The organism is Pseudomonas mendocina (genome assembly GCF_900636545.1).
GTDB classification, from domain to species: Bacteria; Pseudomonadota; Gammaproteobacteria; order Pseudomonadales; family Pseudomonadaceae; genus Aquipseudomonas; species Aquipseudomonas mendocina.
This window is the reverse complement of record NZ_LR134290.1, coordinates 1808574-1829894: the sequence shown is the minus strand read 5'-3', so window position 1 is coordinate 1829894 and position 21321 is coordinate 1808574. Positions and strand designations below refer to the sequence as shown.

Below are 21321 nucleotides of genomic sequence, written 5' to 3'. Positions count from 1 at the left end.
ATGGAGTCATCACGACCCCGGTATGAGGCGAGCCAGCTCCTTGTCCAGCCAATCGACGAAAGCCGGCGTAGGCACGGCGTCGACGGCCAGGTACCACCAATCGGCGGCGGCGAAGGCCCGGCATTTCACCGCATCCTTTTCCGTCATCAGCAGCGGCAGCGCCGGCTCGAAACTGAGCTGCGCGGCATCGTACTGGGCATGATCGGCAAAGGGGTGCGGAACCGGCCGCCAGTTTAGCGCTTCGAGGGTATTGAAGAAACGTTGCGGGTTGCCGATGCCAGCGACCGCATGCATGGGTTGGCCTGAGGGGAAATGATCCAGCCCTACCCGCTCGCCAGTGACCAGGTTGACCAGTGCAGTCGGCTGCAGGCCAAAGGCGTAGCCATCGCTGCGATCGACTTCGGCGCCGTTAAATAGCACCGCATCCACCTCACATAGACGCTCGGCCGGCTCACGCAGCGGCCCCGCGGGCAGACAGCGGCGATTGCCCAGACCGCGCGCGGCATCGATCAGCACCAGCTCCAGGTCGCGCGCCAGACGGTAGTGCTGCAGGCCGTCGTCGCAGAGGACCAGGTCCAGTGGTTGTTCGGCCAGCAGCGCGCGTACCGCGCGGCTGCGGTCCGGATCGATCATCAGCGGCACGCCCGTGCGCTGGACGATCAGCAGCGGCTCGTCACCAGCATGGGTCGCCGGCTGCTCGGCACGCACGCGCCACGGCAGGCTCGGCGGCGTGGCGCCATAGCCGCGGCTGACCACGCCGACCTTAAGGCCACGGGCGCGACAGTGCTCGATGAGAAACAGGATCAGCGGCGTCTTGCCGGTACCACCGACGGTGATGTTGCCCACCACCAGCACCGGCACCGGCGCGCGGTAGATTTCGCCCTCGCCTGCGAGGAAACGCGCACGCTTGCCCTGTACCACGCGGCGATACAACCACTCCAGCGGGCGCAACAGAACCAGCGCTGGATGGCCACGGTACCAGGCCTCGAGCAAGCGATCGGCAGCGCTCACTTAGGGATTTTCCTGTGCTTCCACCGTGGTGATGCGCAGATGCGAGAAGCCCAGCTTGCCGGCAGCGTCCATGGCAGTGATCACTGCCTGGTGCGGGGTCTTGCCGTCGGCACTGATGATCAGCGGCAGGCTGTTGTCGCCATCGGACTCCTTCTGCAGCGCAGCCATGAGGTTGCTCAGGTTGCTCTCCAGCAGCGCCTTGCCATTGACCGAGTAGGCGCCATCGGCACCGATCAGCACCTCGACCTGCTTGAGCTCGGTCTGCTCCGGCGGCGTACCGCTGGCCGCCTCTGGCAGGTCGACCTTGAGCTGGGTCTCACGGGTGAAGGTGGTGGTGACCACGAAGAACAGCAGCAGGATGAATACCACGTCGATCAACGAGGCCAGGTTGATCTCGACGTTCTCCCGCGGTTTACGCCGGAATTTCACGCCTTGCCCTCGCCCAGGTCGACGTCGCGATCACCCTGGACCATTTCCACCAGCTTGATCGCTTCCTGCTCCATGCCGACCACCAGCTCATCGACGCGGCGCTGCAGGTAACGATGGAAGAACAGCGCCGGGATCGCCACCATCAGGCCGGCTGCCGTGGTGATCAGGGCCTTGGAGATACCACCGGCGAGCATCGGCGCATTGGCCATGCCCGAACCCATGAAGGAACTGAAGATCTCGATCATGCCCAGCACGGTACCGAGCAGGCCAAGCAGCGGAGCGATGCCGGCTATGGTGCCCAGGGCATTGAGGTAACGCTCCAGATCATGGATGACGCGCGCGGCAGCCTCCTCGATGCACTCTTTCATGATCTCGCGACCATGCTTGGAGTTGGCCAGACCGGCGGCGAGAATCTGCCCCAGCGGCGAATCCTCGCGCAGTTCCTTGAGTTTCTGGTTATTGAGTTTCTTGTCCTTGATCCAGCGCCATACCTGAGCCAGCAGATTGGCTGGGGTGACGCGGGCGGGCCGCAGAGTCCACAGGCGCTCGGCAACGATACCGGCAGCAGCGATGGAACAGAGAATGATCGGCAGCATCATCCAGCCGCCAGCTTTGACCAGTTCCCACACGGTAGAGAATCCCCCTCGAAAAAGTGGCGCCACTCTAGCATAGGGCGCCGCCGTTCTCATTTTTCCCGCCAGAAACGTGGCTCGCGTCGCAATGCCCGCGCTGCGCCATGCTCGCCCAGGCGCAGATGCAGCGCGCCATCGAGCGCCGTGTCATGGACCAACACGCCTGCTGCACGATAACGCTCCAGCACCTGCGGATGAGGATGGCCGAAGGCATTGTGGCGGCTGCGGGTAATCAGCACATGCTGCGCACCAACCGCATCGATGAACGCCTGGCTGGACGAGGTGCGACTGCCATGATGAGGGGCCAGCAGCCACTGCGAAGACAGGGGAAAGTCGGCCTGCATCAGCGCCCGCTCGGCCTGTACATCGATATCGCCGGTCAATAGCAGGCGTTCGCCCGCAGCCTCTATCTGCAATACGCACGACAGCTGGTTGCCGGAGCTGGCGCGTTCCCACTGCCACAGCCTGAAGACCACCTCGTTCCATTGCCAGCTTTGTCCTGACTCGCACGCTTCGGCGCCGAGCGCATCGGCCAGCCTTCGCGGTTCACCACTGACCACCCTCGATACCGGCATACCGGCCTTGATCGCGGCCGCGCCGCCAGCATGATCGTTATCGGCATGGCTGAGCAGCATCACGTCGAGCTGCCTGAGGTTCAGCGCCCGCAACGAGGGCAGGACGATGCGCTCACCGGTATCGAAATCACCAAAGCGCGGCCCAGCGTCGTACAGCAGAGCATGCTCTCGGGTACGCACCAGCACCGCCAGCCCTTGCCCCACATCCAGCACCCAGATGTCGGCGCGACCATCATCCAGATGCGGCGCTGGCAATAACAATGCGGGCAACAACAGCGCAAGACCGGGCAACCGCAGCGGCACCCCGGCCGGCAAAAGGAGCAGCAAAGCACCAGCTGCCGCCAGCCACCATGCCCACAGCGGCAGAACGCTCGGCAACCAGGCGGGTAGCCAGCCGGCGATGATGCCGAGCAACTCGAACAGCAGGTGCAGCGCACCACCGGCCAGCCACAACAGCCCTTCGCCCAGCATTGGTATAGGCAGCAGCAAGGTGCCCAGCAAGGCCAGAGGCACCACCACCAATCCGACCCAGGGCACGGCGATCAGATTGGCCAACGGCCCGCTGCTGCTGACCGGCAGGCCGAGGACTAACATCATCGGCAACAGGCCGATGGCCATGGTCCATTGCGCACGCGTGAGCCCGCGCCACCAACCCCAGACGCCAAGTCGACCGCCAAACACCAGAGCCAGAATCGCCACCGCCGAAAATGACAACCAGAAACCCGGCTGCAACGATGCCAGCGGCTCCAGCAGCAGAACCACGATCAAGGCCAGCAACAATGGCCACCACGCACCAAGATGACGAAAGCGCATGCGCCACAGCAGCACCAACGCGACCATCACGCAAGCCCTGCGCACCGGCACCTCGAAGCCCGCCAGCAAGCCATAGGTCAAGGCCCCGCCCAGCGCCAGAGCACAGGCGCAAGGTAGCCATGGCCAGCGCGCCGGCCATGCGCCGAGCTTGGCCAGCAAGGCCACCAAACCATAGAGAAAGCCGGCCAGCAGTCCGATGTGCTGCCCGGAAATGACCATCAGGTGCACCGTGCCGGTGTGCTGCAACAGGCGCCAATCTTTGGTGCTCAAGCCAGAGCCGTCGCCCAGTACCAGCGCAGCGATGGCGCCTTCGCGCTCAACAGCCGGCGCCGCCAACAAGCGCTGGCGCAGGCTGTCACGCCAACTGCCCAGGCCCGAAGCTGGAGCAAGGCGCTGACCGGATTTGATCGTGCCTGTGGCACCGATACGCTGTGCCAGCAACCAGGCTTCGTAGTCGAAGCTCTGCGGATTGACCAGGCCATGCGGCCGCTTCAGGTTGACCGCCAGACGCCAGCGCTCGCCGCCCTGCACTGTCGGCCCGTCATACCAGGCCACCCGCAACCTTTTTGGCAGGTCGGCGCGACGCGAGTGCGCATCCTCCAGCAGGAAGCGCACCACACCATCGGATACCTCGGGCAATCCGACCACCCGCCCTTCCAGCCATAGCGTGCGGCCGTCGAGCTCAGGGCCGAGGCGATCATCCAGCGCCCACTGCGCAGAATTGCAGGCCCAGGCCAGCCCCAGCAAAAAGAACCCCAGCGGATAGAGACGCGAGAGCAGCAAAGCCAGGCCGACACAAGCTGCAACCAGCAACAGCCAGCCTGGCGGCAGGCTCGGTAGAAAGCGCAAGCTGAGCAGCCCCAAGGCCAGCGCCAACATCCCTGTTCGCATCCTTCCTCCCTGCTCATCGAGCTGCAGCGAACGCGTCCGGCGCTCACCTTCGGTCACAATATGAAAACGCTGGCCAAGCTGAATCCGTGCATAATATCGGCGCTTTTGCCTGCCCAGAGACTCTTCATGCCGCGTCGTTTATTCAAGCGCTACATGCCCACCCCCGACAGCATCAAGGGTAACAAGTCCCTGCGCTTTCTCGGCAAGTTGATTCACGATCCCAATCTCTGGCACCTCAACCGTCACTCTGTAGCTCGCGGCATGGCCATCGGCCTGTTCTGGGCGATGATCCCAATGCCGATGCAGATGCTGGCCGCCGCCGCCGTCGCTATCCCGATGCGCGCCAACCTGCCGATCTCCATCGGTCTGGTCTGGCTGACCAACCCCATCACCATGCCGCCCGTTTTCTATTGCACCTACAAACTGGGCGCGTGGATCATGCAGACGCCACCGGTGCGCATGCCGCAAACCCTGAGCCTGGAATGGATCACGGCCGAGGTGGCAGTGCTGTGGAAACCGCTGTACCTGGGCTCCTTCGTCGCGGGAATCATCCTCGCGGCAATGGGCTACGTCCTGACCATGCTCTACTGGCGCTGGTGGGTCCAGCGCAGCTGGCGCAAGCGCCAGGAAAAGCGTCGCCAGCAACGTCACTGAAAAAAGCCGTCGAAATCGACGGCTTTTTTATGCTTACTCGTAACGTAGCGCTTCGGCCGGTTGTACTTGCGCCGCCCGCCAGGATGGATAGAGCGTGGCGAGGAAGCTCAGGATCAATGCCGCCGAACAGATCAGCGCCACATCCAGCCACTGCAGGTCCGATGGCAGGCTGCTGATGAAGTACACGTCGGAGCTCAGCACCTGCTGTCCGGCGAAGGATTCCAGCGAGGCCACCAGTGCACTGACATTCAGCGCCGCAAGCACGCCGAATACCGTGCCGATCAGGGTGCCGACGAGGCCGATCACCGAGCCCTGCACCATGAAGATGGCCATGATCTGCCGTGGTGTGGCGCCCAGCGTACGCAGGATGGCGATATCGCCGCCCTTGTCGGCGACCACCATGATCAGCGTGGCGATGATATTGAAGGCGGCGACTGCGACGATCAGCAGCAGGAGCAAGCCGATCATGGTCTTTTCCATCTTCATCGCGCTGAACAGGCTGCCTTGGGTATGAGTCCAGTCGTCGGCACGGTAATCGGCGCCCAGCTGTGCCAGCAGCGCCTTGGACACCTGCGGTGCCTGATACAGGTCCTTCAGCGCCAGGCGGATGCCCGGCACGGTGCCCTCCGGCAGGCGCTGCATCGCTGCGGCATCGGCGACGTTGATCAGCGCCAGCGAGCTGTCCAACTCGGCGCCGACCTTGAACACCGCCGCCACGTTCAGGCGCTGCATGCGCGGTGTGACACCACCGGGCGCATTGCTCGGCTCGGGAATGATCAGCGTCAGCTTGTCACCCACCTGCAGGCCGAAGCGCCGCGCAGTGATATCACCGATCACCACGCCGAACTCACCGGGCTGCAGATTGTTCAGGCTGCCCTGGCGGATATGCTCGGGCAGGATCGATACCTTGCCCTCCTCGGCCGGGTCGATGCCGTGGATCTGGATCGGCTGCATCGTGCCGCGATGCGAAAGCATGCCTTCCAGTTCGGCATAAGGCGCTGCAGCCTGCACCTGCGGATTGGCCATGGCCTTTGCCGCCAGGGCGCGCCAGTCGGCAACCGGCTCGGCGCCATAGAGCATGGCGTGCGGCACCATGCCGAGGATGCGCGAGCTCATTTCCTTCTGGAAGCCGTTCATCACCGACAGCACCACGATCATCGCCAGCACGCCGAGCGCCAGACCGATCATCGAAGTCAGCGAAATGAAGGAGATGAAGTGATTGCGGCGCTTGGCCCGTGTATAGCGAGCGCCGATGAAGATACTCAGCGGACGAAACATCAGAGGGTCACCAGCTTGCCGTCCTGCAGGCTGAGCACGCGATCCATCTGGCGGGCCAGCTGCATGTCGTGGGTCACCACCAGGAACGCGGTGTTGGAATCGCGGCTGAGCTCGCGCATCAGCTCCTGAATACCTTCGGCGGTGTGCTGGTCGAGGTTACCGGTAGGCTCGTCAAGCAATACCAGCCCCGGGCGATTGACCAGGGCGCGGGCGATGGCCACACGCTGCCTCTCGCCACCGGACAGTTCTGACGGCTTGTGATTGAGGCGATGCCCCAGGCCCACGCGCTCCAGCAATGCAGTCGCACGCTGGCGCGCTTCGGCGATCGACGTCTTGCCGATCAGCAGCGGCATGCAGGCGTTCTCCAGCGCAGTGAACTCGGCCAGCAGGTGATGGAATTGATAGACGAAACCCAACGCCCGGTTACGCAGCAGGCCGCGGGCAGTCTCGCTGAGCGCCGACAGTTGCTCACCGGCCAGCCAGACACTGCCCTCGCTGGGCGTATCCAGGCCGCCGAGCATGTTCAGCAGGGTGCTCTTGCCGGAGCCGGAGCTGCCGACGATGGCCACGCGCTCACCGGGAAAGAGTTCCAGTTCGAGCCCATCGAGCACGATCACCGATTCGGGGCCCTCGTCGTAACGCTTGCTCAGATTGCGGCAGCTGAGCACGGCATTGTGCTGTTTCATGGCGTTCTGATTCATGGTTTCACTCATAGCGCAGGGCCTCGGCGGGCTGGGTGCGCGCGGCGCGCCAGGCCGGATACAGGGTAGCGAAGAAGCTCAGCAGCAGCGCCGCGGTACAAACCATCACCACGTCGGCGCTCTGCAATTGCGAAGGCAGGTAATCGATGAAATAGACATCGGCATTGAGAAATTTGATGCCCAGCAGGTGCTCGATGCCGGCGATCAGGCTGCTGACGTTGAGCGCAGCGACGATCCCCAGCACGGCACCGATGAAAGTACCGACCACGCCGATCACGGTGCCCTGCACCATGAAGATGGCCATGATCTGCCGCGGCGTGGCGCCAAGGGTGCGCAGGATGGCGATATCGCCCTTCTTGTCGGTCACCACCATCACCAGGGTGGAGATGATGTTGAAGGCAGCCACCGCGACGATCAGCAGCAGCAGCAAGCCGATCATGGTCTTCTCCATGCGGATGGCCTGATACAGGTTGCCGTGGGTACGAGTCCAGTCGCGGGCGTAGAAATCGCCGTCAAGGGTCTGGGCGATTTCCCAGGCGCTGCGCGGTGCCTGGAACAGGTCGTCGAACTTCAGGCGCAGGCCCTGTACCTGATCCGGCTTCCAGCGCTGCAGACGTGCCAGGTCACTGATGTTGGCCAGCGCCAAGGCACCATCGATCTCGCCGGCGCCGACATGAAAGATGCCGGTGACGGTGAAGCGTTTCAGGCGCGGGAACATGCCGGCCGGGGTCACGGTGACTTCGGGGGCGACGAAGGTGACCTTGTCACCGAGCTTGAGGCCCAGCTTGGCCGCGGCCTTGTCACCAATGACCATGGCGAAATCACCTGGCTGCAGGCTGTCGAGACTGCCTTCCTGGAAGAAGTCATCGATGATCGAGACCTTGCGCTCCTGCTCGGGATCGATGGCATTGATCAATACCTTCTGCACCTTGCCGTCGTGCGTCAGCAAGCCCTGCATCTGGGTGAAGGGGGCCAGCGCCTCGACGCGCGGATGGCGCTCGACCTGACGCGCCAGTGCCGGCCAGTCACTGACCGGAGTCGGCGACTCGACCGTGGCGTGAGGAATCATCCCCAGCACACGGGTGCGCATTTCGTGGTCGAAACCATTCATCACCGACAGCACCAGGATCATCACCATCACCCCCAGGGTGAGGCCGAGCATGGACGTCAGGGAAATGAAGGAAACGAAATGGTTGCGGCGCTTGGCTCGCGTGTAGCGCGTACCGATGAATACGAACAGAGGTCTGAACATGTCGGAGAGATTCGAGGGAAAGAAAAACGTCCATGTGGCGGGGCCAGATCAGCGGCCTTACACTCAGAAGCAACTCGAAGTCGGCTGCGTAACGGGCCTGCTGCGCTAAAAACACTTGGAAAGCCACTTATGACTCACACTTCAGTGTGACCCCGAAGGGGCGAGCGAAGCGAGAATTGCTCGTTTACCATTCGTAACCGGCGCTTGCCCAGCGATGTTCGCCTGGCTCGCATACCGTTCGCGAAGCCTTCAACAGGCTCTTCGACCACCACTGCTTTCATGGGTTCGCCATGTCGACTAACGATGTAGATGATCGCCGCGAATACTACCGTATCGAGGATACGATCGCACTGGAATTCAGCCTGCTGTCCGGGGCCGAAGCCCAGGCCAGCGACGTACTTCACGACCCGTCGCCGCTATTCAATCTGCTCAGCGATCTGCACCTGATGGACTTCGAGTCGCAGCATCTGCTGCGCCACATCAGCGAACGCGACCGCACCCTGGCCAACTACCTGAAAGTGATCAACAAGCGCATCGACCTGCTTGGCCAGGCGGTTGCGCAGAGCCTGTTGCGCGACATCGGCGCCCCGCGCCAGGTATCGCTGTCCGAAGGCGGCATCAGCTTCAGCCATACCCAGGCTGTGGCACCGGGCAGCCACCTGGCAATCAAGATGGTATTGATGCCACAGGCGCTCGGCCTGCTGCTACGCGCCCAGGTGGTGCACTGCAGCGCGCGCAGCGACGGCCAGTACGATATCGGCACCGAGTTCGAAGCGTTGACCGACGCACAGCGCCAGTTGCTGGCCCGGCATATTCTGCAGAGACAGGCCCTGGAACGTCGCCAGGCCCGCGAATGACCGCCGCAAAGGAACCGCCATGTACCGCATCGCACTGCTACTCGCCCTTCTCGCCCCTACCTCTTCCTTCGCCGACACCCTGACCATTCCGGTAGGCAGCCAGGGCGCGGATATCGATGCCCGCAACCTGCCACAGAAGGGCGAGTCCAAGCGCTCGGTGCTGGAGCGCTTCGGTCTGGCCGATGAGGAACACAACCCAGTCGGCCAACCGCCGATCACCCGCTGGGACTACCGCGAGTTCAGCGTCTACTTCGAATACGATCACGTGATCAACAGCGTGCGCCACCACCGGCCGCACCACCTCGACACCGCCAAGGAGCAACAGTGACTCTCATCTATGGCCATCGTGGCGCCAAGGGCGAAGCCCCGGAAAATACCCTAGCCAGTTTCCAGCGTTGCCTGGAGCATGGCGTCAATCGTTGCGAGCTGGATCTGCACCTGTCACGCGACGGCGAGTTGATGGTGATTCACGACCCAACCCTCAAGCGCACCACCGGCCTGCGCGGCAAGGTGGTCGAGCATGATGCTGCCGATCTGATCAAGTACGACGCGCGCAAGGGCGGCCCGGGCTGGGTGCGGCCCTGCCCGATTCCACGCCTGCAGGACCTGTTCGAGCAGTGCCGGTTCGAGCATTGGCAACTGGAGGTGAAAAGCGCCTCCAAGGTCCGCGCCGCACGCACCGTGCTGGCCATCTCGGAACTCGTCGAGCGCTTCGGCCTGCGCGAGCAGATCACCATCACCTCCAGCTCACGCGAGGTACTCAAGGCCGCACGTGAACTGACCCCGCAACTGCAGCTGGGTCTGGTTGCCGAGTACGCCTGGCTCGACCCGCTGAAAGTCGCGGCGCATTACGACTGCCACCTGCTGGCCCTGAACTGGACGCTGTGCACTCCCGAGCGCCTGCTCAAGGCGCAGAAGCAGGGGCTGCACGTGTCGGTATGGACGGTCAACGAACCGGCGCTAATGCGCCGTCTTGCCGACTTCGGCGTTGACAGCATCATCACCGACCTTCCCGGGGTCGCGGTGCGGACGCTGGGTAGCTAGGCCGGCCATGCTTGTCGTGTTCAGCGGCCTTCCAGGCACCGGCAAAACCACCTTAGCCAGGACACTGGCGGCCAGCCGAGGCGCTGTTTACCTACGTATCGACAGTATCGAGCAGTCATTGCGCAACAATCAGGCCATGGGCAGCGAAATCGGCAGCGATGGCTACGCGGTCGCCAATGCCATGGCGCTGGACAACTTGAACAATGGCTGTCTGGTTGTCGCCGACTGCGTCAACCCTTTACAGGAAAGCCGCGCAGCCTGGGCCTCAACGGCAGCCAAAGCCAACTGTCGACTGCTGAACGTGCAAGTCATCTGCTCCGATGAAACCATTCACCGGCAGCGCGTCGAATCGAGAACCAGCGATGTGCCTGGCCTCGTACCACCGACCTGGCGATCGGTCAGCCAGTATGAATATGAACCCTGGCAGACTACCCCCTTCACCATCGATACCGCGCGTGCCTCGCCTCAAGTCGCGCAGGCCTTGTTGGCTGAGAAGGTCGCGGCCTACCTGGTCGAGTAATCGAACGCAACCGGCCGCGTAGCCCAGATGCAGCAGCCAACAACGACAAAACCGGCACTAGGCCGGTTTTGTCGTTTGCTGCCGCCTGAGACGCTAGAAGCTCTCCCGATTCGGCCAGCGCCACTCGGAAGCCACTACCCAGCCTGACTCCCCGACCGGCTCAGGCCGCCGGCCGGAGCCGCTCAAAAAAGCCGGTTGAGGCCGTCGAACGCGGCAACCCGATAGGCCTCGGCCATGGTCGGGTAGTTGAAGGTGGTGTTGATGAAGTACTTGATGCTGTTGGCTTCGCCCTTCTGGTTCATGATCGCCTGACCGATGTGGACGATCTCCGAGGCCTGATAGCCAAAGCAGTGCACACCCAACACTTCCAGGGTTTCACGGTGGAAGAGAATCTTCAGCATGCCCACTGGTTCGACCGAGATCTGCGCACGGGCCATGCCCTTGAAGAAGGCCTTGCCGACTTCGTAAGGCACCTTGGCCTGGGTCAGTTCACGCTCGGTCTTGCCGATCGAACTGATCTCCGGAATGGTGTAGATGCCGGTCGGTACGTCATCGACGAAACGCCAGCTGCCATTTTCGACGATGCTGCCGGCAGCGGAACGGCCCTGGTCAGCCGCAGCACTGGCCAGGCTCGGCCAGCCGATCACGTCACCGGCGGCGTAGATGTTGCTGACCTCGGTGCGGTAGTACTCGTCGACCTGGATCTGGCCACGGCTGTTGACCGCAATGCCGATGTTCTCCAGGCCCAACTGATCGGTGTTGCCGGTACGGCCGTTACACCACAGCAGGGCGTCGGCCTTGATCTTCTTGCCCGATTTCAGGTGCAGCACCACGCCGTTCTCCACCCCCTCGATGCGCTCGTACTCTTCGTTGTGACGAATCAGCACGTTGTTGTTGCGCAGGTGATAGGAAAGCGCGTCGGAGATTTCCGAATCGAGGAAGCTGAGCAGTTGATCGCGGTTATCGATCAGGTCGACCAGTACACCCAGGCCACTGAAGATCGAAGCGTACTCGCAACCGATCACCCCGGCTCCGTAGATGATCAGGCGACGCGGCGTATGGCCGAGGCTGAGAATGGTGTCGCTATCGTAGATACGCGGGTGGCGAAAATCGACGTCAGCCGGGCGATAGGGACGCGAACCAGTGGCGATGACGATTTGCTTGGCCACCAGCTTTTCCACCACGCCATTGAGGCAAACCACTTCGACCGTCTGATCGTCAGCGAAGCTGGCGGTGCCGAAATAGGTGTCGATGCGGTTGCGAGCGTAGTAGCCGGTACGCGAAGTGACCTGCTTGGCGATCACCTTCTCCGCGCTTTTCAGCACATCGGGGAAGGAAAACCAGCGTGGCTCGCCGATCTGGCGAAACATCGGGTTGGTATTGAACTGCATGATCTGCCGCACCGAGTGGCGCAGCGCCTTGGACGGAATGGTCCCCAGGTGGGTACAGTTGCCGCCGACCAGCGGGCGGTTGTCCACCACGGCCACCTTGCGCCCGGCCTTGGCCGCGTTCATCGCCGCGCCCTCGCCCGCCGGGCCGGAGCCCAGCACCACCACATCGTAGTTGTAGACCGCCATGTTTACTCCTTCAGATCAGGCCGGAGCGCTTGTGGCGCACCCTCGGCAGGGCCGGCAGTGGATTACAGCTGCCGGCTATCAAAGCTACCAGCCGGCTTAGCGCTTGCTCGCGTCGTAAGCCAGGTCGGTGTTGGGCGCTTCGCTCTTGTCGCGATTGACCTCTTCGCACTTCTCACGGCTACCGCCACAGATCGAGCACTCCTTCTCGATACCCAGATTGGCGATACCGCCGCATGAGCCGGCGATGGGCTTGCGCCCCATGATCACGCCAACGGCCATCATGCCGACGACCAGGATCATGGTCAGAAATACCACCAGAAACGTCATTGCTCATCTCCTGCAGCGAATAGCTGCTCGAATGCGGTCGTGCCCTGTGTGACGAAGCCCTCGCCCTCACGCGTCACGAAAAAAGCCGCGATACCGTTGCGCTCGGCGAAGGCCATGCCGGCATCCGGCCCCAGCACCATCAATAGAGTAGACAAGCCATCGGCGCGCAAGGTCGATGGATCGGCCACCGTGACAGCTGCCAGTTTGTGATTGACCGGTTTGCCGGTCAGCGGATCGAGCGTGTGCGAATAGCGTTGGCCGTTCTCTTCGAAGTAGTTGCGATAGTCACCCGAGGTGGAAATACCGTAACCATCGAGCTGCAGGATGCGCTGAGCGACGCGCTGATCATTACGCGGCGCCTCCAGGCCGATACGCCAGTGGCTGCCATCGGGCTTGAAGCCAGCCGCCTTGAGCTCACCGGTGGCCTCGACCAAGTAACTGGTGACACCCAACTCGCCCAGACGCGCGACGATCCGATCGACAGCGTAGCCAGCCGCGATGCTGTTGAAGTCGACTTCCACGTCGACGTCCTTGCACAGTTGCTCGCCTTCGATTCTCAGGTGCTGTTGACCGACCCGCTGGCGCACTTCAGCCAGGCGTTCAGCGTCCGGCACGGCCTCGCCCTGCCCTTTGGGTCCGAAACCCCAGAGGTCGAGCAACGGCTCCAGCGTCAGGTCGAAATAGCCCTGGCTCTCCTGATGCAGGCGATCACCGGCGCGCACCAAGTCCAGCACGCCCTTGGGCATGGCCTGGCAGGTGCCAGCCGGCGCCTGGTTGAACTGCTCGATCAGCGAATCATCGCGATAAGTGGACATCTGCAGATCGATCTCGGCGAGGATCGCCTCGGTCGCGGCCTTGAGTTCGGCTTGCGGCGCGACACCTTCACTGCGGACGTATTTGATCGAATAGGTGCTGCCCATGGTCGGGCCACCGAACTCTTCGATCCGTTCAGAATGCAAGCAGCCCGTTAGGGCTGTCGCCAGGGCGACAGCGATAACGGGCTGGAGTACAGCAGACCTCATGCGTTAGCCGCCGAAGTCGTCGAGGAGGATGTTCTCCGGCTCGACACCCAGGTCGGTGAGCATCTTGATTACTGCGGCGTTCATCATGGGTGGGCCGCACATGTAGAACTCGCAATCCTCAGGAGCCGGGTGGTCCTTCAGGTAGTTCTCGTACAGCACGTTGTGAATGAAGCCCTTGAGACCGGTCCAGTTGTCTTCCGGCTGCGGGTCGGACAGCGCCAGGTGCCATTCGAAGTTCGGGTTTTCCGCGGCCAGCTGATCGTACTCTTCGTTGTAGAACGATTCGCGCATGGAGCGCGCACCGTACCAGAAGCTGATCTTGCGCTTGGATTTCAGGCGCTTGAGCTGGTCGAAGATGTGCGAACGCATCGGCGCCATGCCGGCACCACCACCGATGAAGACCATCTCGGCGTCGGTGTCCTTGGCGAAGAACTCACCAAAGGGTCCGTACACGGTGATCTTGTCGCCCGGCTTGAGACTGAACACATAGGAAGACATCTTGCCCGGCGGCAGATCGTCCTTGCCGGGGGGCGGCGAGGCGATACGGATGTTGAACTTCACCAGACCGCGCTCTTCCGGGTAGTTGGCCATGGAATAGGCACGGATCACGGTCTCGTCGACCTTGGACACGTACTTCCACTGGTTGAACTTGTCCCAGTCGCCGCGATACTCCTCCTGAATGTCGAAGTCCTTGTAGTACACGGTGTGCGGCGGGCACTCCAGTTGCACGTAACCACCGGCGCGGAAGTCGACGTTCTCGCCTTCCGGCAGCTTCAGTGTCAGCTCCTTGATGAAGGTGGCGACGTTCGGGTTGGATTCGACGGTGCACTCCCACTTCTTGACGCCGAAGACCTCTTCCGGAACTTCGATCTTCATATCCTGCTTGACCGGAGTCTGGCAGGACAGGCGCCAGCCCTCACGGGCCTCGCGCTTGGTGAAGTGCGACTCTTCGGTGGACAGCATCTCGCCACCACCGCTTTCCACGATGCACTTGCACTGGGCGCAGGTACCGCCGCCGCCGCAAGCGGAAGACAGGAAGATGTTATGGTTGGCCAGGGTTTGCAGCAGCTTGCCGCCAGCCGGTACCACGATGGTTTTTTCGCCGTTGATCTCGATGCTCACGTCGCCGCTGGAGACCAGCTTGGCGCGGGCAGCGAGAATCACCACCACCAACGCCAGGACGATGGCGGTGAACATGCCGATGGCGAGGAAGATTTCGTAATTCATCTGTTCATCCTTTCCTTACAGCTGCACGCCGGAGAAGGACATGAAGCCCAGCGACATCAGACCGATGGTGATGAAGGTGATGCCCAGACCCTGCAGGCCAGCCGGTACATCGCTGTACTTGAGTTTCTCGCGGATGCCGGCCAGCGCAGCGATCGCCAGCGCCCAGGACAGACCCGAACCAAAGCCGTACACGGTACTTTCGGCCAGGTTGTAGTCACGCTCGACCATGAACAGGGTGCCGCCCATGATGGCGCAGTTCACGGTGATCAGCGGCAGGAATACACCCAGCGCGTTGTAGAGCGCCGGTACGTATTTATCCAACAGCATCTCGAGGATCTGCACGATGGCCGCGATCACACCGATGTAGCTGAGCAGACCGAGGAAGCTCAGGTCGACCTCAGGCAGGCCAGCCCATGCCAGCGCGCCGTCCTTGAGCAGGTAGGTGTAGATCAGGTTGTTCGCCGGTACCGTGATGACCTGTACCACGATCACCGCGATGCCCAGACCGATTGCGGTCTCGACCTTCTTGGAGATGGCGATGAAGGTACACATGCCGAGGAAGAAGGCCAGTGCCATGTTCTCGACGAACACGGCCTTGGCCAGCAGGCTGAGATAGTGCTCCATTAGTAGGCCTCCTTGCTGGATACCTGAGGTGCCATCTTGTAGGCATTGACCTCGACCTGATCCTTCTTCCAGCTACGGATTGCCCAGATGAACAGGCCGATCAGGAAGAACGCCGAAGGCGGCAGCAGCAGCATGCCGTTGGGCTGGTACCAGCCACCATCGTTGACCACCGAGAAGACCTCGTAGCCCATCAGTTTGCCCGCACCGAACAACTCGCGAATGATGCCCAGAGCGATCAGCATGGCGCTGTAGCCCAGACCGTTACCGATGCCGTCGAAGAACGACAGCACGGGCGGGTTCTGCATGGCGAAGGCTTCGGCACGGCCCATCACGATGCAGTTGGTGATGATCAGGCCGACGAACACCGACAACTGCTTGGACAGGCTGAAGGCATAGGCCTTGAGCACCTGATCGACCACGATCACCAGCGAGGCGATGATCACCATCTGCACGATCATGCGGATCGAGCCTGGAATCTGGCTGCGGATCATCGAGATGAACAGGTTGGAGAAACCGGTCACCAGCGTCAGCGCGGCGGACATCACCAGCGCGGTCTGCAGATTGGACGTGACCGCCAGGGCCGAGCAGATACCGAGGATCTGCAGGCCAATGGGGTTGTTGTTGAAGATCGGGTTGAGCAGGACTTCTTTAATAGTCGGCTGCGACATGATCAAGCCTCCCCTGCACGCAGGTTAGCGATAAACGGGCCGAAGCCGTTCTGGCCGAGCCAGAACTTCAGCAGCTTGTCCACACCGACGCTGGTCAGAGTGGCGCCGGCCAGGCCGTCGACTTGGTGAGTAGCTTGCGGGCTCTGCGGATCGACACCGCCCTTGACGATCTGTACGGCGAGTTTGCCGTTTTCATCGAACAGGGTCTTGCCGGGCCATTGGCCTTTCCATTTCGGATTGTCCACCTCGCCGCCGAGGCCGGGGGTCTCGCCATGCTGGTAGAAGCCCATGCCCACGACGGTGTTCAGATCCCCTTTCACCGCGATAAAGCCGTGCAGGGTCGACCACAGGCCATAACCACGCACCGGCAGGATCAGGGTTTCCATTTCGCCGTCCTTCTCCACCAGGTAAACGGTGGTGTAACGCTCCTGGCGCTTGATCCCGGCGATGTCTTCGCTGCCCTTCAGAGCATCGGAGGTTTTCGGGTCCTTGGCGGCCTTCAGCGGGTCGAAGGTGAGCGGATCGAACGCATCGGAGAACTTGCCGCTCTCCAGGTCCACCAGCTTGGCAGTGACGGTGCTGTCGAACACTTCCTTGACCTTGGCACCGGACATGCCTGCCTCACCCAGGCCGGCAATGGCCAGGATGCTGCGCTGCTTGTCCAGCAGACGGTTTTCAACCTGGGTCGGCTTCAGTGCCACGGCAGCGCCGGCGACGAACACCGAGCACACCAGGCACACCAGCACGGCCACCGTCAGCGTGCGAACGGTGGATTCTTTTTGACTAGACATTGCGTGCCAGCCTCCGCTTGATATTGGCTTGAACGACGAAGTGGTCGATCAGCGGTGCAAACAGGTTGGCGAACAGAATCGCCAGCATCATGCCCTCGGGGAAGGCCGGGTTGACCACACGGATCAGTACGACCATCACGCCGATCAGGGCGCCGAAGATCCACTTGCCGGTGTTGGTCATGGAGGCCGACACCGGGTCGGTGGCCATGAAGAACATGCCGAAGGCGAAGCCGCCCACCACCAGATGCCAGTACCAGGGCATGGCGAACATCGGGTTGGAGGCAGAGCCAATCGTGTTGAACAGCAGGCTCAGACCGATCATGCCCAGCATCACGCCAGCGACGATGCGCCAGGAGGCGATCTTGGTGACCAGCAGAACCAGGCCGCCGATGGCGATGGCCAGGGTGCTGGTTTCGCCGAGCGAGCCATGAATAGTGCCGATGAAGGCGTCCATCCAGGTGATGCCGTTGTTGATCACGTTCTCGATGCCGCCGGAAGCCGCCAGGCTCAGCGAAGTAGCGCCCGCAAAGCCATCGACCGTAGTCCAGACCGCGTCACCCGACATCTGCGCCGGATAGGCGAAGAACAGGAAGGCACGACCGGTCAGCGCCGGGTTGAGGAAGTTCTTGCCGGTGCCACCGAACACTTCCTTGCCGATCACCACACCGAAGCTGATACCCAGGGCCACCTGCCACAGCGGAATGCTCGGCGGCAGGATCAGGGCGAACAGCACGGAGGTGACGAAGAAGCCTTCGTTGACCTCGTGACGGCGGATCGAAGCGAACAGCACTTCCCAGAAGCCGCCGACAATGAAGGTCACCGCGTAGACAGGCAGGAAGTAGGCCGCGCCCTGGATGAAGTTGTCCCACAGGCTGTTCGGATCGAAACCGGCCAGCGAGCCGATCAGGGCGAAGCGCCAACCATCCTGGCTCGCCAACAGCTCGGGGCTCTGGGCGAAGATCAGGTTGGCCTGGTAGCCGGCGTTCCACATGCCGAAGAACATCGCCGGGAAGGTGCACAGCCACACGGTGATCATCATGCGCTTGAGGTCGATGCCATCACGCACGTGAGCGGTTGTTTTAGTCACACTGCCAGGACGATAGAAGAAGGTGTCGATGGCTTCGTAGAGGGCGTACCACTTTTCGTACTTGCCGCCCTTTTCGAAGTTGTGCTCGATCTTGTCGAGAAATGCACGAATGCCCACGGATTAACCCTCCTTCTCGATGCGGGTGAGGTTGTCCCGCAGGATCGGGCCATATTCATACTTGCCGGCACAGACATAGGTGCACAGCGCCAGGTCTTCTTCGTCGAGTTCCAGGCAACCCAGCTTCTGGGCCATCTCGGTGTCACCGACGATCAGGTAGCGCAGCAGTTGAGTCGGCAGGATATCCAGCGGCATCACCGCCTCGTAGTTGCCTACTGGCACCATGGCACGCGGGCTGCCGTTGGTGGTGGTGGTGAAGTTGAACAGCTTGGCGCCGGCCAGCTTGGAGACGAAGATGTTCAGTACCGAGTGCTTGTTAACGCCGGCACGCAGGTAGTGCATCATCTCGCGCTCGTTACCTTCGCTCAGGCAGGACACCTGGTTGTGGTAACGACCGAGGAAGGCGAAAGCGCCCTGCGCGGTACGACCGCCGAACACCGAACCGGAAATCACCCGATTGAAGCCGGGCTTGAGTTCACCAGCAGTGAGTTCTTCCAGGCTGGCGCCCAGACGGGTGCGCAGCAGACGCGGCTGTTCGGCAACCGGACCACCGAGGGCGACCACGCGCTCGACGAACAGTTGACCGGTGGTGAACAGTTTGCCAACGGCAATCACGTCCTGATAACCGATCTGCCAGACGCTCTTGCTGGTACTGACCGGATCGAGGAAGTGAATGTGAGTGCCTGCCAGACCGGCCGGATGCGGACCGGAGAAGGCCTCGCTCTGCACCTTGGCCAGCTTTTCGCCAGGCAGGTTGGCGCCATCGGCCTTGCACAGGAACACCTTGGCCAGGTTGCCGAGAACCTTCAGGCCATTTTCGAAATCAGCGGCATGTTCAGCGATGATCACCGCCGGATCGGCAGCGAGCGGGTGCGTATCGATGGCGGTGACGAAGATCGAGCTGGGCACGGCATCGAGCGCCGGCACTTTGCTAAACGGACGCGTACGCAGAGCGGTCCAAAGGCCGGACTGCTGCAGGTTTTCGCGAACCTGCTCGTCACTCAGCGCTTCGAGCTGGCCGGCATCGTACTGGGCGAAGGTCTCCTGCTCGTCGCCATCGATATCGATGACCACGGACTGCAGAACACGCTTTTCGCCACGGTGAATGGCGCTGATCACGCCAGCAGCGGGGGCGGTGTAGCGCACGCCGGGTGTCTTCTTGTCGGTAAACAGCAATTGACCGAGCTTGACCCGATCACCGACCTGCACTTCCATCGTCGGCTTCATCCCGTGATAGTCGAAGCCGATGACGGCGACACTGCGCACGGGCCTGGCGGCCTCGATACGCTGTGCCGGCGCACCCGTTATGGGCAAATCGAGCCCATGCTTTAGTTTGATCATAGGTTTGCCTAACCACTGATTTAGAAAGCTTTTTATAGGACAGGCGGCGCAATCAAAAGTCTAATAGACCCAACCACGCCGATACGATATGGGCATGGAGGACGGCGCCAAACCTGGGTAAAAAATCTGCTCGATTATAAAGACGCCCCCCCGCACTGACCACCCAAGCGCTTGCTTTTTTTGGCTTTTCGGTAACAGGGCGCAACAATCCCGGCGCTGATTTGCATCAATTCTTGCGCATAAAAAACGGGAGCCGAGGCTCCCGTTCCTTTTTACGCTATCCGGCTATCAGCGCGGAAAAGCCGGCGGGTTGACCCCCGCCATGTCTTCCATCACGCGCACCACCTGACAGCTGTAACCGAACTCGTTGTCGTACCAGACGTACAGCACGACGCGGTTATCGTTGGCGATGGTGGCTTCGGCATCGACCACACCCGCGTGGCGCGAACCGACGAAGTCGGTCGATACCACTTCCTGCGAGCTGACGAAATCGATCTGCTTCTGCAGATCCGAGTGCATGGCCATCTGGCGCAGGTACTCATTGATCTCTTCGCGGGTGGTGGCCTTTTCCAGGTTCAGGTTGAGGATGGCCATCGACACGTTCGGCGTCGGCACACGAATGGCGTTGCCGGTCAGCTTGCCCTTGAGCACTGGCAGCGCTTTGGCAGCAGCGGTAGCCGCGCCGGTTTCGGTGATGACCATGTTCAGCGCGGCGCTGCGACCACGACGACTGCCTTTATGGAAGTTGTCGATCAGGTTCTGGTCGTTGGTGTAGGAGTGAACGGTCTCGACGTGACCGTTGACGATGCCGTACTGATCATTGACCGCCTTGAGCACCGGCACGATGGCGTTGGTGGTGCAGGAAGCAGCGGAGATGATCTTGTCCTCGGCGGTGATTTCGCCGTGGTTGATGCCATGCACGATGTTCTTCAGCGCGCCCTTGCCAGGCGCAGTGAGAACCACGCGATCGACACCCGGGCAGGTCAGATGCTGCCCCAGACCCTCGGCGTCACGCCATACACCGGTATTGTCCACCAGCAGTGCGTTCTTGATGCCGTACTGGGTGTAGTCGACTTCCTTCGGGTCCTTGGCGTAGATCACCTGGATCAGGTTGCCGTTGGCCGTCAGGGTGTTGTTCTCTTCATCGATGGTGATGGTGCCGTTGAACTTGCCGTGCACCGAGTCACGACGCAGCAGACTGGCACGCTTGACCAGGTCATTGCTGGCGCCCTTGCGCACGACGATGGCACGCAGACGCAGGCCGTCACCGCCACCGGTCTTCTCGATCAGGATGCGCGCCAGCAGGCGGCCGATACGACCGAAGCCATACAGCACCACATCGGTGCCTTCACGGGCCGAACCGTTCTGCTTGCCGACCACATCGGCCAGCTCGTCCTTGACGAACTGCTCGACGCCACGACCAGCGCCTTCGGCCTTGAACTTGGCAACCAGCTTGCCCAGGTCCACGGAAGCGGCGCCCAGCTTGAGCTCGCTCATGGCCTTGAGCATGGGGAAGGTGTCGTGCACCGACAGCTCGGCTTCTTCAGCCAGGCGGTGACGGGCGAAACGGTGAGCCTTGAGGATGTCGATGACCGAACGATTGATCAGGCCACGACCGTAGATCGAGGTCACCACATTGTTGTTGCGATAGAGCTGACCAATCAGCGGAATCATCGCTTCCGCGAGGGCTTCACGATCGATCCATTCACCGAGACACTGGTCGGGCTTCTGAGTCACGGGCAGTACCTTCCACATGTAGGGGCTGAAAAAAGGGGCTACATTATGACGGCGTGCGCTCGTGGGAGCAATGCGCGCCTGTCGTGACTGACATTGACCAGCAAGCCCCGCTACAATTCCCGGCCCTTCGTAATGATCGTGAGCCG

22 protein-coding genes are annotated in these 21321 nt (G+C 61.8%); 5 read left to right on the top strand and 17 right to left on the bottom strand.

Annotated features, from left to right (window positions below; genetic code table 11):
* Positions 1–9: 9 nt before the first annotated feature.
* Genes lpxK through EL191_RS08435 form a run of 4 tightly spaced genes read right to left on the bottom strand, consistent with a single transcriptional unit; the run spans position 10 to position 4339 of the window.
* On the bottom strand, positions 10–1011 hold the full coding sequence (gene lpxK / locus EL191_RS08450; protein WP_041978018.1) for a tetraacyldisaccharide 4'-kinase: 1002 nt from the start codon (positions 1009–1011) through the stop codon (positions 10–12).
* Positions 1012–1440, bottom strand: a complete 429-nt coding sequence (locus EL191_RS08445; RefSeq protein ID WP_013714802.1) for an ExbD/TolR family protein — start codon at positions 1438–1440, stop codon at positions 1012–1014.
* The gene (locus tag EL191_RS08440) at positions 1437–2069 is read right to left on the bottom strand and encodes a MotA/TolQ/ExbB proton channel family protein (RefSeq protein WP_013714801.1); all 633 of its coding nucleotides are present in this window, start codon (positions 2067–2069) and stop codon (positions 1437–1439) included. The genes EL191_RS08445 and EL191_RS08440 overlap by 4 nt, the downstream gene beginning before the upstream one ends.
* 56 nt (positions 2070–2125) lie before the next feature.
* Positions 2126–4339: a DNA internalization-related competence protein ComEC/Rec2 gene (locus tag EL191_RS08435; protein WP_041978015.1), complete on the bottom strand. Its 2214-nt coding sequence runs from the start codon at positions 4337–4339 to the stop codon at positions 2126–2128.
* A 138-nt stretch (positions 4340–4477) separates the two neighbouring features.
* On the opposite strand from EL191_RS08435, the gene EL191_RS08430 reads away from it, so the two are divergent.
* The gene (locus EL191_RS08430) at positions 4478–5005 is read left to right on the top strand and encodes a DUF2062 domain-containing protein (protein WP_041978012.1); all 528 of its coding nucleotides are present in this window, start codon (positions 4478–4480) and stop codon (positions 5003–5005) included.
* A gap of 33 nt (positions 5006–5038) precedes the next feature.
* On the opposite strand, the gene EL191_RS08425 is transcribed toward EL191_RS08430, so the two are convergent.
* Genes EL191_RS08425 through EL191_RS08415 form a run of 3 tightly spaced genes read right to left on the bottom strand, consistent with a single transcriptional unit; the run spans position 5039 to position 8236 of the window.
* Entirely contained in the window at positions 5039–6283 is a 1245-nt protein-coding gene (locus EL191_RS08425) for a lipoprotein-releasing ABC transporter permease subunit (protein ID WP_041978010.1), read from the bottom strand.
* Positions 6283–6984 carry a lipoprotein-releasing ABC transporter ATP-binding protein LolD gene (gene lolD, locus EL191_RS08420; protein ID WP_041978008.1) on the bottom strand — a complete coding sequence of 234 codons (702 nt, stop codon included), beginning with the start codon at positions 6982–6984 and terminating at the stop codon, positions 6283–6285. Before lolD ends, EL191_RS08425 begins: the two co-directional genes overlap by 1 nt.
* Before the next feature lie 4 nt (positions 6985–6988).
* Positions 6989–8236 carry a lipoprotein-releasing ABC transporter permease subunit gene (locus tag EL191_RS08415; protein ID WP_017361511.1) on the bottom strand — a complete coding sequence of 416 codons (1248 nt, stop codon included), beginning with the start codon at positions 8234–8236 and terminating at the stop codon, positions 6989–6991.
* Between the two features lie 290 nt (positions 8237–8526).
* Here EL191_RS08415 and EL191_RS08410 point away from each other — a divergent pair, with 290 nt between their 5' ends.
* From EL191_RS08410 to EL191_RS08395, 4 genes are read left to right on the top strand one after another with little or no spacing between them, the layout of a single operon-like run.
* On the top strand, positions 8527–9093 hold the full coding sequence (locus EL191_RS08410; protein WP_013714794.1) for a PilZ domain-containing protein: 567 nt from the start codon (positions 8527–8529) through the stop codon (positions 9091–9093).
* Positions 9094–9112: 19 nt separating this feature from the next.
* Positions 9113–9421, top strand: a complete 309-nt coding sequence (locus EL191_RS08405) for a hypothetical protein (protein ID WP_017361513.1) — start codon at positions 9113–9115, stop codon at positions 9419–9421.
* Positions 9418–10137, top strand: coding sequence for a glycerophosphodiester phosphodiesterase (locus EL191_RS08400; protein WP_041978006.1), 720 nt, complete (start codon positions 9418–9420; stop codon positions 10135–10137). Before EL191_RS08405 ends, EL191_RS08400 begins: the two co-directional genes overlap by 4 nt.
* Before the next feature lie 7 nt (positions 10138–10144).
* The gene (locus EL191_RS08395) at positions 10145–10657 is read left to right on the top strand and encodes an AAA family ATPase (RefSeq protein ID WP_041978003.1); all 513 of its coding nucleotides are present in this window, start codon (positions 10145–10147) and stop codon (positions 10655–10657) included.
* Between the two features lie 182 nt (positions 10658–10839).
* Here EL191_RS08395 and sthA read toward each other — a convergent pair whose 3' ends face one another.
* The 10 genes from sthA to EL191_RS08345 form a co-directional block, all read right to left on the bottom strand.
* Positions 10840–12234 (bottom strand): Si-specific NAD(P)(+) transhydrogenase, encoded by a 1395-nt coding sequence (gene sthA, locus EL191_RS08390; protein WP_013714790.1) that lies wholly within the window; start codon positions 12232–12234, stop codon positions 10840–10842.
* Positions 12235–12330: 96 nt separating this feature from the next.
* Complete coding sequence (gene nqrM, locus EL191_RS08385; RefSeq protein WP_013714789.1) at positions 12331–12561, bottom strand: (Na+)-NQR maturation NqrM; 231 nt, start codon at positions 12559–12561, stop codon at positions 12331–12333.
* On the bottom strand, positions 12558–13481 hold the full coding sequence (locus tag EL191_RS08380; protein ID WP_013714788.1) for an FAD:protein FMN transferase: 924 nt from the start codon (positions 13479–13481) through the stop codon (positions 12558–12560). The genes nqrM and EL191_RS08380 overlap by 4 nt, the downstream gene beginning before the upstream one ends.
* Before the next feature lie 105 nt (positions 13482–13586).
* The gene (nqrF, locus tag EL191_RS08375; RefSeq protein ID WP_013714787.1) at positions 13587–14810 is read right to left on the bottom strand and encodes an NADH:ubiquinone reductase (Na(+)-transporting) subunit F; all 1224 of its coding nucleotides are present in this window, start codon (positions 14808–14810) and stop codon (positions 13587–13589) included.
* 15 nt (positions 14811–14825) lie between these two features.
* Complete coding sequence (gene nqrE / locus EL191_RS08370; protein ID WP_013714786.1) at positions 14826–15434, bottom strand: NADH:ubiquinone reductase (Na(+)-transporting) subunit E; 609 nt, start codon at positions 15432–15434, stop codon at positions 14826–14828.
* A complete protein-coding gene (locus EL191_RS08365) occupies positions 15434–16108 on the bottom strand; it encodes an NADH:ubiquinone reductase (Na(+)-transporting) subunit D (protein WP_174447350.1) in 675 nt (224 codons plus the stop codon). The genes nqrE and EL191_RS08365 overlap by 1 nt, the downstream gene beginning before the upstream one ends.
* Complete coding sequence (locus EL191_RS08360) at positions 16105–16893, bottom strand: Na(+)-translocating NADH-quinone reductase subunit C (protein WP_041977998.1); 789 nt, start codon at positions 16891–16893, stop codon at positions 16105–16107. The genes EL191_RS08365 and EL191_RS08360 overlap by 4 nt, the downstream gene beginning before the upstream one ends.
* On the bottom strand, positions 16886–18097 hold the full coding sequence (locus EL191_RS08355) for an NADH:ubiquinone reductase (Na(+)-transporting) subunit B (RefSeq protein ID WP_013714783.1): 1212 nt from the start codon (positions 18095–18097) through the stop codon (positions 16886–16888). The genes EL191_RS08360 and EL191_RS08355 overlap by 8 nt, the downstream gene beginning before the upstream one ends.
* Positions 18098–18100: 3 nt before the next feature.
* On the bottom strand, positions 18101–19438 hold the full coding sequence (locus EL191_RS08350; RefSeq protein ID WP_017361516.1) for a Na(+)-translocating NADH-quinone reductase subunit A: 1338 nt from the start codon (positions 19436–19438) through the stop codon (positions 18101–18103).
* 288 nt (positions 19439–19726) lie between these two features.
* A complete protein-coding gene (locus EL191_RS08345) occupies positions 19727–21193 on the bottom strand; it encodes a glyceraldehyde-3-phosphate dehydrogenase (protein ID WP_017361517.1) in 1467 nt (488 codons plus the stop codon).
* Positions 21194–21321: the final 128 nt, after the last annotated feature.

Coding starts and splice junctions, on each gene's coding strand:
- EL191_RS08435 (WP_041978015.1), bottom strand. CDS start 4,339: ATGTTGGCGCTGGCCTTGGGGCTGCTCAGCTTGCGCTTTCTACCGAGC.
- EL191_RS08430 (WP_041978012.1), top strand. CDS start 4,478: ATGCCGCGTCGTTTATTCAAGCGCTACATGCCCACCCCCGACAGCATC.
- EL191_RS08425 (WP_041978010.1), bottom strand. CDS start 6,283: ATGTTTCGTCCGCTGAGTATCTTCATCGGCGCTCGCTATACACGGGCC.
- lolD (WP_041978008.1), bottom strand. CDS start 6,984: ATGAATCAGAACGCCATGAAACAGCACAATGCCGTGCTCAGCTGCCGC.
- EL191_RS08415 (WP_017361511.1), bottom strand. CDS start 8,236: ATGTTCAGACCTCTGTTCGTATTCATCGGTACGCGCTACACGCGAGCC.
- EL191_RS08410 (WP_013714794.1), top strand. CDS start 8,527: ATGTCGACTAACGATGTAGATGATCGCCGCGAATACTACCGTATCGAG.
- EL191_RS08405 (WP_017361513.1), top strand. CDS start 9,113: ATGTACCGCATCGCACTGCTACTCGCCCTTCTCGCCCCTACCTCTTCC.
- EL191_RS08395 (WP_041978003.1), top strand. CDS start 10,145: ATGCTTGTCGTGTTCAGCGGCCTTCCAGGCACCGGCAAAACCACCTTA.
- sthA (WP_013714790.1), bottom strand. CDS start 12,234: ATGGCGGTCTACAACTACGATGTGGTGGTGCTGGGCTCCGGCCCGGCG.
- nqrM (WP_013714789.1), bottom strand. CDS start 12,561: ATGACGTTTCTGGTGGTATTTCTGACCATGATCCTGGTCGTCGGCATG.
- EL191_RS08380 (WP_013714788.1), bottom strand. CDS start 13,481: ATGGGCAGCACCTATTCGATCAAATACGTCCGCAGTGAAGGTGTCGCG.
- nqrF (WP_013714787.1), bottom strand. CDS start 14,810: ATGAATTACGAAATCTTCCTCGCCATCGGCATGTTCACCGCCATCGTC.
- nqrE (WP_013714786.1), bottom strand. CDS start 15,434: ATGGAGCACTATCTCAGCCTGCTGGCCAAGGCCGTGTTCGTCGAGAAC.
- EL191_RS08360 (WP_041977998.1), bottom strand. CDS start 16,893: ATGTCTAGTCAAAAAGAATCCACCGTTCGCACGCTGACGGTGGCCGTG.
- EL191_RS08350 (WP_017361516.1), bottom strand. CDS start 19,438: ATGATCAAACTAAAGCATGGGCTCGATTTGCCCATAACGGGTGCGCCG.
- EL191_RS08345 (WP_017361517.1), bottom strand. CDS start 21,193: ATGTGGAAGGTACTGCCCGTGACTCAGAAGCCCGACCAGTGTCTCGGT.